The sequence below is a fragment of the Kitasatospora sp. NPDC056327 genome (genome assembly GCF_042261735.1).
In the GTDB taxonomy this organism is placed as follows: domain Bacteria; phylum Actinomycetota; class Actinomycetes; order Streptomycetales; family Streptomycetaceae; genus Kitasatospora.
In genome coordinates this window covers 39,051-50,325 of sequence record NZ_JBHJRC010000023.1, presented here as the reverse complement: position 1 = coordinate 50,325, position 11,275 = coordinate 39,051, and the positions used below count along the sequence as shown (strand labels likewise).

12 protein-coding genes are annotated in these 11,275 nt (G+C 75.1%); 9 read left to right on the top strand and 3 right to left on the bottom strand.

All coding sequences use genetic code 11. The features are described 5' to 3' along the window. Positions 1–219: 219 nt before the first annotated feature. The 4 genes from ACFCX4_RS06020 to ACFCX4_RS06005 all read left to right on the top strand — a co-directional run bounded on the left by ACFCX4_RS06020 (position 220) and on the right by ACFCX4_RS06005 (position 4,312). Positions 220–1,491 carry an NYN domain-containing protein gene (locus tag ACFCX4_RS06020; RefSeq protein WP_376139254.1) on the top strand — a complete coding sequence of 424 codons (1,272 nt, stop codon included), beginning with the start codon at positions 220–222 and terminating at the stop codon, positions 1,489–1,491. A gap of 130 nt (positions 1,492–1,621) precedes the next feature. Further along, positions 1,622–2,623: an ABC transporter ATP-binding protein gene (locus tag ACFCX4_RS06015; RefSeq protein ID WP_376139253.1), complete on the top strand. Its 1,002-nt coding sequence runs from the start codon at positions 1,622–1,624 to the stop codon at positions 2,621–2,623. Next, positions 2,623–3,432 (top strand): ABC transporter permease, encoded by an 810-nt coding sequence (locus ACFCX4_RS06010; RefSeq protein ID WP_376139251.1) that lies wholly within the window; start codon positions 2,623–2,625, stop codon positions 3,430–3,432. Before ACFCX4_RS06015 ends, ACFCX4_RS06010 begins: the two co-directional genes overlap by 1 nt. Positions 3,433–3,532: 100 nt before the next feature. Next, complete coding sequence (locus ACFCX4_RS06005; protein WP_376139249.1) at positions 3,533–4,312, top strand: hypothetical protein; 780 nt, start codon at positions 3,533–3,535, stop codon at positions 4,310–4,312. 64 nt (positions 4,313–4,376) lie between these two features. Here the strand turns inward: ACFCX4_RS06005 and ybaK are convergent, their stop codons facing one another. From ybaK to ACFCX4_RS05990, 3 genes are all read right to left on the bottom strand, one after another. Next, positions 4,377–4,871 carry a Cys-tRNA(Pro) deacylase gene (gene ybaK, locus ACFCX4_RS06000; protein WP_376139248.1) on the bottom strand — a complete coding sequence of 165 codons (495 nt, stop codon included), beginning with the start codon at positions 4,869–4,871 and terminating at the stop codon, positions 4,377–4,379. A 26-nt stretch (positions 4,872–4,897) separates the two neighbouring features. Beyond that, complete coding sequence (locus ACFCX4_RS05995; protein ID WP_376139246.1) at positions 4,898–5,626, bottom strand: LON peptidase substrate-binding domain-containing protein; 729 nt, start codon at positions 5,624–5,626, stop codon at positions 4,898–4,900. Between the two features lie 75 nt (positions 5,627–5,701). Beyond that, positions 5,702–7,300: an oxidoreductase gene (locus ACFCX4_RS05990; protein WP_376139245.1), complete on the bottom strand. Its 1,599-nt coding sequence runs from the start codon at positions 7,298–7,300 to the stop codon at positions 5,702–5,704. Positions 7,301–7,394: 94 nt separating this feature from the next. Here ACFCX4_RS05990 and hisD point away from each other — a divergent pair, with 94 nt between their 5' ends. From hisD to hisH, 5 genes are read left to right on the top strand one after another with little or no spacing between them, the layout of a single operon-like run. Next, positions 7,395–8,702 carry a histidinol dehydrogenase gene (gene hisD, locus ACFCX4_RS05985; protein ID WP_376139244.1) on the top strand — a complete coding sequence of 436 codons (1,308 nt, stop codon included), beginning with the start codon at positions 7,395–7,397 and terminating at the stop codon, positions 8,700–8,702. Continuing rightward, positions 8,699–9,850, top strand: coding sequence for a histidinol-phosphate transaminase (locus ACFCX4_RS05980; RefSeq protein ID WP_376139242.1), 1,152 nt, complete (start codon positions 8,699–8,701; stop codon positions 9,848–9,850). Before hisD ends, ACFCX4_RS05980 begins: the two co-directional genes overlap by 4 nt. Positions 9,851–9,856: 6 nt before the next feature. After that, the gene (gene hisB / locus ACFCX4_RS05975) at positions 9,857–10,450 is read left to right on the top strand and encodes an imidazoleglycerol-phosphate dehydratase HisB (RefSeq protein WP_376139241.1); all 594 of its coding nucleotides are present in this window, start codon (positions 9,857–9,859) and stop codon (positions 10,448–10,450) included. Beyond that, a complete protein-coding gene (locus tag ACFCX4_RS05970; protein WP_376139239.1) occupies positions 10,447–10,599 on the top strand; it encodes a hypothetical protein in 153 nt (50 codons plus the stop codon). The genes hisB and ACFCX4_RS05970 overlap by 4 nt, the downstream gene beginning before the upstream one ends. 33 nt (positions 10,600–10,632) lie before the next feature. After that, on the top strand, positions 10,633–11,268 hold the full coding sequence (hisH, locus tag ACFCX4_RS05965; protein ID WP_376139238.1) for an imidazole glycerol phosphate synthase subunit HisH: 636 nt from the start codon (positions 10,633–10,635) through the stop codon (positions 11,266–11,268). The last annotated feature ends 7 nt before the right edge of the window (positions 11,269–11,275 follow it).

Here is an 11,275-nt window from a genome sequence, read left to right as displayed (position 1 = left end):
CCCCCGTCCGGGAACGGACGGGGGGCCTCGTCCTGTTGCGGGAACGCGACAAAACGCCGTGGTTCGGCGGGCGGGTCCGGGGGAAAAGGTGACCCAACGATCGGGCGGCTGCGGGCACCCCCTCACCCACGCCGCCCGGCGCCGGGCGCACCGCGCCCACCCCGGCACCGCCGGCCCCGGCGGAGCCCCACCCCGAGGGCGAGCGGAAAGAGGTGCGCGATGGACCGTTGTGTCGTCCTGGTGGACGCCGGATACCTGCTGGGCGCCGCCGCGAGCCTGCTGGCCGGCGACCCGTCCCGGTCCAAGGTCACCGTCGACCACATCGCGCTGATCGCCGCCCTGCGCGAGCGCGCCGAGGCCGAGACCGGCCTGCCGCTGCTGCGGATCTACTGGTTCGACGCCGCGCCCGAGCGCCGCCCGATGCCCGAGCACCGGCGGCTGCGGGTACTGCCCCGGGTCACCGTCCGGCTGGGCGCGCTCACCCGGGCCGAGGGGCGCTGGGTGCAGAAGGGGGTCGACGCCGCGATGCACGCCGAGCTGTCCGAGCTCGCCCGTAACCGGGCCTGCGCCGACGTCGTGCTGATCACCGGCGACGGCGACCTGCTGCCCGGCATGATGTCCGCCAAGGAGCACGGCGTCGTCGTGCACCTGTGGGCGCTGCAGGCCGCCGACGGCGACTTCAACCAGTCCGAGGACCTGGTCGGCGAGGCCGACGAGCGGCGGGTGCTGGACCGGGAGTGGATCGAGGGCTCCTTCACGCTGCGCGACACCTCCAGCGTCTTCCCCGGCCCCGGCGCCCGGCACGACATCGCCAAGATCCTCGCCGCGCCGCCCGCCGCGCCCCCGGCCGGTCTGCCCGGCCCGCTGCCCGACGCCCCGGTGCCCGGCCGCCCGGCCGTCGGTGAACCCGCCGCCGCGGCGGTCGCCGCCGCCGTGGCCGCCACCGCGGGGCCGGCCGTCAACGGACGCCCGCAGCCCGCCGCCGCCGGACTCAAGGTCGTCCCCACGCCCAAGGACCTCGCCGGACGCAGCGCCGACCGGCAGGCCGCCGCCGTCCAGCCGGCGACCGGTCCGGTGCTGCGCTGGTCCTCCGACCGGGGCTGGATCGACCGGCCCGTCGCCGAGCCCGCCGTCACCGCCGGCGACGGCCTGCCCACCCTCGCCCAGCTGACCACCGCCGAGCAGCGCTGGGCCGACCGCGAGGAGGACATCACCTCCATCGGCGGCGACGCCCACGAGGTCGGCCAGGTCTTCGCCCGCCGCTGGACCACCCGGCTCGGCGACACCGAACGGCTCATCGTGCTCTGGCCCGGCTACCCGCGCATCCCGCACCGGGTCGACGGCGAGCTGCTGCGCTACGCCGCCCGGTTCGGGCTGCTCGCGCACAAGGACGACCAGATCGACGAGCACGACCGGTACGCCATCCGGGCCGGCTTCTGGAAGGAGCTCGCCGCCCGGGTGCCCGGCGGGCACATGGTCGTCGACGACTGAGCGCCGGCGGCCCGGCCCGGCCGGGCCGGCCGGGAGGCGGCGGACGGGACGGCGGGGACGGGCGCAGCGCGAGGGGTGGAACGGGCCCCGTTGTCCGGTTCGCGTGTTGCACCGCGTAGAGTCTTCGGTCGTGAGCGACACGGCCGGGCGGGCGCCCCAGGAGACCTCGCCGTGCTGCGCCGTACGGGACCTGGTCAGGACGTACCGCGCCGGGCGCGGCGCGCCGGCCGGTGCCGCGGTCCGGGCCAACGACGGCATCACGCTGACCGTCCGGCAGGGCGAGATCTTCGGTCTGCTCGGCCCCAACGGCGCGGGCAAGTCCACCCTGGTGCGCCAGCTCACCGGTCTGCTGCGGCCGGACTCCGGCAGCATCGAGATCCTCGGTCACGACATCGTCCGGCACCCCGGGCGGGCCGCCCGGCTGCTCGGCTACCTGGGCCAGGAGTCGACCGCCCTCGACGAGCTGACCGTCGCGCTCGCCGCCGAGACCACCGGGCGGCTGCGCGGGCTGAGCCGGGCCGGGGCCCGCGCCGCCGCCGACGAGGTGATCACCGAACTCGGTCTTGAGCCGCTCGCCCACCGCCCGCTCGCCAAGCTGTCCGGCGGCCAGCGCCGGCTGGCCTGCGTCGCCGCCGCCCTGGTCGGCGACCGGCCGCTGCTCGTCCTGGACGAGCCCACCACCGGTATGGACCCGGTCGCGCGGCGGGCCGTCTGGTCGGCGGTCGAGCGCCGCCGCTCCGAGCGCTCCGCCACCGTGCTGCTGGTCACCCACAACGTGATCGAGGCGGAGACCGTGCTGGACCGGGTCGCCGTGCTGGACGACGGGCGGGTGATCGCCTGCGACACCCCCGGCGGGCTCAAGGCGCTGGTCGACGGCCACGTCCGGCTCGACCTGGTGTGGCGGGACGAGGCGCCGCTGACCGTCCCCGCGGTGGCCGCGCTGGCCGAACGGGCCGAACGCACCGGCCGCCGCTGGACCGTGCGCACCACCCCCGAGCAGGCCCGCGAACTGGTCGCCGCCGTCACCACCGGCCCGGCCTTCGCGGCCCTGGACGACTTCACCCTGGCCGCCCCGAGCCTTGAGGACGCCTACCTCGAACTGGGCGGCCGCCATGGAGGACTGGCCAAGTGATGCTGCTCTCGGCACCGCCGCGGACGACCGCTTCGACGGCCGGCGGGCCCGCCCCGCTCGCTCCCGCGGCCCGGCTGCTGCCCGCCCTCGCCGCGGTCTACCGGGCGCAGCTCGCGCGGGCCCGGGTGGCGCGGATCCCGCTGCTGTTCGTGGCCACCTTCCAGTCGCTCGGCATCCTGGTGATGATGCGGGGCGTCGTCGACGCCGGGCAGACCTCGGCCGCGCGCTACGTGGTGTCCGGCTCCAGCGTGCTGGTCGTCGCCTTCGTGGCGCTCAACCTGCTCGCCCAGTACTTCGGCCGGCTGCGGGCCAGCGGCGGCCTGGACCACTACGCGACGCTGCCGGTGCCGGCCGCCTCGGTCGTGCTCGGCGCGGCCGCCGCGTTCGCCTCGTTCACCCTGCCGGGGACGCTGGTCACGGCCGGGGTCGGCGCGGTGATGTTCGGGCTGCCGCTCGGCCAGCTGTGGGTGCTGCTCGCGGTGGTGCCGCTGGCCGGGGCGGCGCTCGCCGGCCTGGGCGCGGCCTGCGGACTGCTCGCGCCCCGGCAGGAGATCGCCACCATGCTCGGGCAGCTGGGCATGTCGGCGGCGCTGCTGCTGGGCGTGCTGCCCGTCGACAACCTGCCGCAGCCGGTGCTGCTGCTGCGCGACCTGCTGCCGTCCACCTACGCCGTCGAGGCGTTCGCCCGGACCTTCCGGCCGTCGCCGGACTGGGCGGCGGTGGCCGGGGACCTCGCGGTGTGCGCGGGGGTCGGCGTGGTGTCGCTGGCGGTCGCCACCTGGGCGTACCGGCGGGCGACCCGGCGGTAGCGGGCGGGTCCGCCGCGGACCCGGGCGGGCCTTCCGGGGGCGGCCGTCCGGTCGGTGGGTGGCCGGTCCGCGGGGGCGGGGACCGTGAAACGATGGGGACGTGACCGTACCGAACACACCTCCGGACCCCGCGCGGGCCGACGGCCGTACCGATGCCGCCGTTCCTTCGGACGCCGTTCCCGCGGACGCCGCGTCCGCCCCGTACGAGGCGCCCGTGCCCGGGTCCGCGTCCGTGCCCGACCCGTACGCGCTGCCGTCGGGGCCGGACCCGGTCGCCGCGAAGGGGCGGCCGGCGGAGCCGGTGGCGCAGCGGCTGCTGCCCGAGCTGAGGGTCGCGGCGGTCGTGGTGCTGGTCTGTCTGGTGCTGGGCGTCGTCATGGGCGTGCTGTGGGCCTGGCTGGCCCCCAGGGTGCCGCTGGTGGTGGACGGCAACAAGATCCTCTACGGGGACCCGGAGGGCGAGCAGCGGGCCGGGGCCGACAGCGTCTTCGTGCTGATCGGGCTGGGGACGGGCATCCTCACGGCCCTGGGCGCGTTCCTGCTCACCCGCAAGCGCGGCGGCGGGATCGCGGTGGCGGCCGGGCTGGCCGTCGGCGGGCTGCTGGCCTCGGTGGGGGCGTGGGGCCTCGGGCGGTGGCTCGGGCCGAGCCGGGACCTGATCGGGGAGGCGCGGCGGGTCGGCAACGGCGGACACTTCGAGGCCGACATCGACCTCGGGGCGTACGGGGCGGTGCTGGCGTGGCCGATGGCGGCGATGGTGGTGCTGCTGGCGCTGTCGGCCGCCTTCGGCAAGCGCGAGGAGGACCCGCCGCCGTACTGGGTGCCCGGGCCCGCGCCGTTGGACGCGGGGGCTCCGGTCCAGGAGCGCCGGGAGGGCTGAGCGGGGCACGCCCGGAGCGGGGCCGCCGCGGTTCCGCGCCGCGGCGGATCCCGCCGCGCCCCCGTCAGCGGGTGATGGGGGCGGTCCGGGCGCCGGTGAGCGTGACGAGGTGGGCGGGGGCGAGCTCCACCTCCAGGCCGCGGCGGCCGGCCGAGACGTACACGGTCGGGTGGCCGAGCGCGCTCGTGTCGACGACGGTGCGCAGCGGACGGCGCTGGCCGAGGGGCGAGATGCCGCCGAGGACGTAGCCGCTGCTGCGCTCGGCGGCGGCCGGGTCGGCCATCGTGGCGCGCTTGCCGCCGACCGCGGCGGCCAGCGCCTTGAGGTCGAGCCGGCCGGCGACCGGGACGACGCCGACGGTGAGCACGCCGTCGACGTCGGCCACCAGGGTCTTGAAGACCCGGTCCGCCGCGACGCCCAGCGCCTCGGCGGCCTCGCCGCCGTACGACTCCGCGGCCGGGTCGTGCGGGTAGGAGTGGACGGTGAACGGCACGGCGGCGGTCTCCAGGGCGACCGTCGCGGGCGTGCCCTGGCCGCCCTTCTTCGGCTTCCTGGCCACGGGGCCTCCGCAATCGCTGGGGTCGGTCAGTTGGGACTGAAGGACTGACGGGTGAGGTTGACGGCGGGCAGCGAGGGGAGCCAGCTCAGCACCGCCGCCTCGCGGCGCAGCAGGTCGAGCTCGGTGCGCAGCCGTTGGGCGTTGTCCGGGCAGGCCAGCAGCTGCTGCTTGAACGGGACCTCCAGGACGGCGGCCGCGGCGACCAGGTAGGACAGCACCTGAGGGTCGTCGGGCAGCTCCTGGCGGCCGACGGTGCTGGCCTCGCGGGCGCCGGCGAGCCGCCGCTGGTAGGTGCGGAAGACCCGCTCGACCTCGGCGGCGAGGGCGCCGGAGCCCTCGCCGGGGCGCTCCTCGACGGTCTCGGTCTCGCCGGTGAGGTAGGGGCCGGAGACGTCGACGGAGCGCAGCCGGAACCGGGTGGTGCCGGTGACCAGCAGCTCGTACCGGCCGTCCGGCTGCGGCTGCACGGAGGTCACGTCGGCGACGCAGCCGACGTGGTACAGCGCCTCCAGCGGGTCGCCGGTGGCGGTGCCCAGGCCGTCCAGCGGACCGGCCGGGCCTTCCTCCGGGCGGACCGGGGCGACGTCGCGGCCGTCCTTGACGGCGAGCACGCCGAAGCGGCGGGGCCGGTCCCCGGGTTGTTCGAGCAGGTCGGCGACGAGACGGCGGTAGCGCTCCTCGAAGACGTTCAGGGGCATCACCAGGCCCGGGTAGAGCACGGTGTTCAGCGGGAAGAGCGGCAGCCGTTCTGTCACGGCGGACAGCGTAGTTCCCCGGGCGCGCCGAGCGCTCAGGGGTTCTCCCCGCGGGCGCCGGTGAGCCCCCCGCGGCTAGCCGCGCTGGAGCATCCGGCTGGCCCCGGCGGCGACCGTGGTGGCGAGCACCCAGCCGACGACGACCAGGCCCGAGGAGACCCACTGGGCGGTGCCGCCGGGGTTCCAGCCGGTCTGGCCGAGGTCGACGACCGGCAGCAGCTGGCCGAGCGCGTACAGCACCGGGTTCCAGTGCGGGCGCTCGTCGGACTTGAGCGGCTGGAGCCGGTGGGTGGCGAAGTAGAGGCTCCCGAGCGCCCAGGCGAGCAGCAGCCAGAGCGCGGCCCGGCCGGGGCGGAAGCCGTAGCCGACGGTGGCGTCCTGGATCCGGCCCCAGAGCCGGGCGGGCAGCGGCAGGGTCTGCCGGCGGCGGCGCTGCTTGGCGTACAGCACCTCGCGGGCGTCGTCGTCGGCGCCGTCGCGGCGCAGCGCGGCGGCGAGCTGCTCGTAGGACTCGGGCTGGAACTCCACCGAGGCGCTCTCCAGCCAGGCGATCCGCTGGCGGACGGTGAACGGCGCGGCCGGGCGCAGGCACTCGTAGGTGAAGCCGGTGAGGCCGAGGTGCTTGCCCTGCGGCCAGGCGTCGGGGGAGTCGACGAGGTTGCCGATCCGGGCGCGGGAGAGCGAGACGGTGCCGGTGGGCGGGGTGCGGCAGGTGAACCGGAGCTCGGGGGTCTGGATCCGGCGCAGCGCCAGTTCGTCGCCCTCGCCGAGGTGGAACTCGGCGCCGGAGATCAGGCAGGCGTTCTCGAAGCGGCCGTCGGAGAGCCGGACCCGGCCGTGCGCGCGGAACGGGGTGCTGGCGGCGCCGGGCGGGACGACCTGGCCGTAGCCGGAGCCGTAGTAGGACTGCGAGTCGGTCCAGCCGCGGTCCGCCGAGCTGCTGAGGTACAGGGTGTGGCCGACGGTGATCCGGGGGGCGTTGAGCGCGTTGGGGTTGTCCGGGACGGACCGCAGCAGGGCGCCGCGCAGCGAGAACCGGCCGCCTATTCGGGCGGTGCGCAGGCTGAGCTCGCCGACCGACTCCAGCCGCTCGGCCTCGAAGTCCTGGCTGACGGCGAGGCCGTCGGCGGACAGCGAGCGGCCGAACCGGTCACCGCCGATCACGGCCTGGTTGAGCAGCAGGTCGGTGCCGATCCTGGCGTCGGTGAGCCGGACGCCCTGCGGGAAGCGGCAGCGGGCCAGGTGGAGGTCCCCGGAGGTGACCAGCCGGGAGGCCTCCAGCCGGGGAACCAGGCAGCCGACCAGGCGCAGGGTGCCGGCCTCGGCCTCGGACATCAGGATCTTCTGGTCGAACCGGCAGTCGTGCAGTTCGACGTACTGCGCGATGGTGCCGCCGGCGAGCCGCAGCGGGCCGCTGACCAGGGCGCCGGTCAGCTTCAGCGAGGCGACCCGGCCGGGGACGGGGGCGGGCCCGTCCAGCAGCAGGCGGGCGATCACCTGGGCACGGACGGTCCGTTCGGGTCCCCAGTCGGCCCCGCCGAACGGGTCGTCGCCGGCCGGGTCGCCGGTGCGCAGGTCGTGGATCCGGCCGTGCCGGAACGCCTGCCAGAGCGCCTGCTCGGCCGCCGTCCAGTCGTCCGGCGCCCGTTCCGTCCGTTCCGTCCGGTCCGTCATGGTTCCCCCCTGCGTTCCCCCGGTCGTCTCGCTCTTCGTATCACGGACTGAAATGCGGGGCCGCCGGTTCCGGCCACTCCTTACACTGGGTGGCGTGATCTCTCGAATCGATCTGCGCGGCTCGCTCGACGACCCGCGCGACCTGCTGCCCCGTGCCGACCTCGACGTCGCGGCCGCCCTCGAAACGGTGCGCCCGATCGCCGAGGACGTGCATCATCGCGGAGTCGCGGCGCTGATCGAGATCACCGAGCGCTTCGACGGCGTGCGGCTGGAGACCACCCGGGTCCCGGCCGGGCAGATCGCCGAGGCACTGGAGGGCCTGGACCCGAAGGTGCGCGCCGCGCTGGAGGAGTCGATCCGCCGCGCCCGCACCGTCCACGCCGACCAGCGCCGCGAGGACCACACCACCCAGGTGGTGCCCGGCGGCACGGTGACCCAGCGCTGGGTGCCGGTGGACCGGGTCGGCCTCTACGTGCCCGGCGGCCTGGCCGTCTACCCGTCCTCCGTCGTGATGAACGTGGTGCCGGCCCAGGAGGCGGGCGTGCGCGGCATCGCGGTGACCTCGCCGCCGCAGAAGGCCTTCGGCGGCCGGGTGCACCCGGCCATCCTGGCGGCCTGCGCGCTGCTCGGCGTCACCGAGGTGTACGCGGTCGGCGGCGCCCAGGCGGTCGCCATGTTCGCGCTGGGCACCGAGGAGTGCGAGCCGGTGAACGTGGTGACCGGCCCCGGCAACATCTACGTGGCCGCCGCCAAGCGCTACTTCGCCGGCCGGATCGGCATCGACTCCGAGGCCGGCCCGACCGAGATCGCCGTCCTCGCCGACGACAGCGCCGACCCGGTGGACGTCGCCGCCGACCTCATCAGCCAGGCCGAGCACGGCCCGACCTCGGGCTCGGTGCTGGTCACCGACTCGGTCGCGCTCGCCGACGCGGTCGAGGCCGAGCTGAAGGTCCAGGTCGCCCGCACCAGGCACGCCGAGCGGGTGGCCGAGGCGCTCGGCGGCCGGCAGTCCGGCATCATCCTGGTCGACGACGTCGAGCAGGGCCTGGCCGTGGTCAACGCCTACGCGGCCGAGCACCTGGAGATCCAGACCCGGGACCCGCACGCGGTCGCGGCGAAGGTCCGCAACGCGGGCGCGATCTTCATCGGCCGGTTCACCCCGGTCTCGCTCGGCGACTACGCCGCCGGCTCCAACCACGTGCTGCCCACCGGCGGCTGCGCCTGCCACTCCTCGGGCCTGTCCGTGCAGACCTTCCTGCGCGGCGTGCAGGTCGTCGAGTACGACCGCGAGGCACTGGCCGGCATCGCCGCGCACGTCGTCAACCTGGCGGACGCCGAGGACCTTCCCGGGCACGGCGACGCGATCAAGGCCCGATTCGACTGGAGTGTGCCGGGCACGTGACCACGATCGACGACCTCCCCGTCCGGGACGAGCTGCGCGGCCAGTCGCCCTACGGCGCCCCGCAGCTCGACGTCCCGGTCCAGCTGAACACCAACGAGAACCCGTACCCGCTCCCCGAGGAGCTGGTCGCCCGGATCGCCGAGCGGGTCGCCGAGGCCGCCCGCTCGCTCAACCGCTACCCCGACCGGGACGCGGTCGAGCTGCGCGACGGCCTGGCGGCCTACCTCACCCGCACCACCGGCCACGCCGTCGCCCGGGAGAACGTCTGGGCCGCCAACGGCTCCAACGAGGTCATCCAGCAGCTGCTGCAGACCTTCGGCGGCCCCGGCCGCACCGCGATCGGCTTCGAGCCCTCCTACTCGATGCACGCGCTGATCTCCCGCGGCACCGGCACCGGCTGGATCTCCGGCCCGCGCAACGCCGACTTCACCATCGACCTGGACGCCGCCGTCGCGGCGATCGCCGAGCACCGCCCGCACGTGGTGTTCGTCTGCTCGCCGAACAACCCGACCGGCACCGCCGTCGACGCCGCCACCGTGCTGCGGCTGTACGAGGCCGCGCAGGCCGCCCGGCCCAGCCTGGTGGTGGTCGACGAGGCGTATGTCGAGTTCTCGCACCGCGACTCGCTGCTGCCGCTGATCGGGGGCCGCCCCAACCTGGTGGTCTCCCGCACCATGTCCAAGGCCTTCGGCGCGGCCGGGCTGCGCCTGGGCTACCTGGCCGCCGACCCGGCGGTGGTGGACGCGGTGCAGCTGGTGCGCCTGCCGTACCACCTGTCGGCCGTCACCCAGGCGACCGCGCTGGCCTGCCTGGAGCACACCGACACCCTGCTCGGCTACGTCGGCCGGCTCAAGGCCGAGCGCGACCGGCTGGTCGGGGCGCTGCGCGGGCTCGGTCTGGAGGTGACCGACTCGGACGCCAACTTCGTCCAGTTCGGCCGCTTCGACGACACCCACGCCGTCTGGCAGGCCGTCCTCGACCGCGGCGTCCTGGTCCGTGACAACGGCGTCCCGGGGTGGCTGCGCGTCACCGCCGGCACCCCCGCCGAGAACGACGCCTTCCTGGAGGCCGTCGCCGCGGCCCTCCCGTCGCCCACCCCCGCCCTTGAACGTGCGCGCTCCGCGCGCGCAGCCAGTCAGGAGCTGTAACCCCGAATGACCCGCATCGGACGCGTCGAGCGCACCACCAAGGAGACCTCCGTCCTGGTCGAGATAGACCTGGACGGCACCGGCAAGACCGACATCTCCACGGGCGTCGGCTTCTACGACCACATGCTCGACCAGCTCGGGCGCCACGGCCTCTTCGACCTCACCGTGAAGACCGACGGCGACCTGCACATCGACACCCACCACACGATCGAGGACACCGCCCTCGCGCTCGGCGCCGCCTTCCGGCAGGCGCTCGGCGACAAGGTCGGCATCTACCGGTTCGGCAACTGCACCGTGCCGCTGGACGAGTCGCTCGCCCAGGTGACCGTCGACCTCTCCGGCCGCCCCTACCTGGTGCACACCGAGCCGGAGCGCATGGCGCCGATGATCGGCACCTACGACACCACCATGACCCGCCACATCCTGGAGTCCTTCGTGGCCCAGGCCCAGGTCGCCCTGCACGTCCACGTGCCGTACGGGCGCAACGCGCACCACATCGTGGAGTGCCAGTTCAAGGCGCTGGCCCGGGCCCTGCGCTACGCCGCCGAGCGCGACCCGCGCGCGGCCGGCATCCTCCCGTCGACCAAGGGTGCACTGTGAGCAACACCGCGATGATCCTCATCTTCGTCGGGCTGTTCCTGGCCGGCGGCGTCATCTCGTTCTGGAAGCAGAAGCAGTCGAAGGGCGTCATCCTCGTGCTCGCGCTGGGCTCGGTGATGTGCCTCGGCTCCGGCCTGATGCGCCTGTAACCGTCGAGCGAACGAAAGACTGGACACCTGAACATGGGCAAGAACGTCGTGGTGCTCGACTACGGCTCGGGCAACCTCCGTTCGGCGCAGCGCGCCCTGGAGCGGACCGGGGCGAACGTCACCGTCACCTCCGACTACCGGGCCGCGATGGACGCCGACGGCCTGCTCGTCCCCGGCGTCGGCGCCTTCGAGGCCTGCATGCGCGGCCTCAAGTCGGTCCGCGGGGACTGGATCATCGGCCGCCGCCTGGCCGGCGGCCGACCGGTCATGGGCATCTGCGTCGGCATGCAGATCCTCTTCGAGAAGGGCGTCGAGCACGGGGTGGAGACCCCCGGCTGCGACGAGTGGCCGGGCACCGTGGAGCCGCTGGAGGCGCCGGTCGTCCCGCACATGGGCTGGAACACGGTGGACGCCCCCGGGGGCAGCCGGATGTTCGCCGGCCTGGACGCGGACACCCGCTTCTACTTCGTCCACTCCTACGGGGTGCGCCACTGGGAGCTGGAGACGCACAGCGCGCGGATCGACCCGCCGCTGGTCACCTGGGCCACGCACGGGCAGCCGTTCGTCGCGGCCATCGAGAACGGTCCGCTGTGGGCCACCCAGTTCCACCCCGAGAAGTCCGGCGACGCCGGCGCCGCCCTGTTGACCAACTGGGTCGACACCCTCTGACGACGGA

Excerpts from the sequence above, each read along its gene's own strand:
- ACFCX4_RS06020 (WP_376139254.1), top strand. The coding sequence starts at position 220 with ATGGACCGTTGTGTCGTCCTGGTGGACGCCGGATACCTGCTGGGCGCC.
- ACFCX4_RS06010 (WP_376139251.1), top strand. The coding sequence starts at position 2,623 with ATGCTGCTCTCGGCACCGCCGCGGACGACCGCTTCGACGGCCGGCGGG.
- ACFCX4_RS05990 (WP_376139245.1), bottom strand. The coding sequence starts at position 7,300 with ATGACGGACCGGACGGAACGGACGGAACGGGCGCCGGACGACTGGACG.
- hisB (WP_376139241.1), top strand. The coding sequence starts at position 9,857 with ATGACCCGCATCGGACGCGTCGAGCGCACCACCAAGGAGACCTCCGTC.
- hisH (WP_376139238.1), top strand. The coding sequence starts at position 10,633 with ATGGGCAAGAACGTCGTGGTGCTCGACTACGGCTCGGGCAACCTCCGT.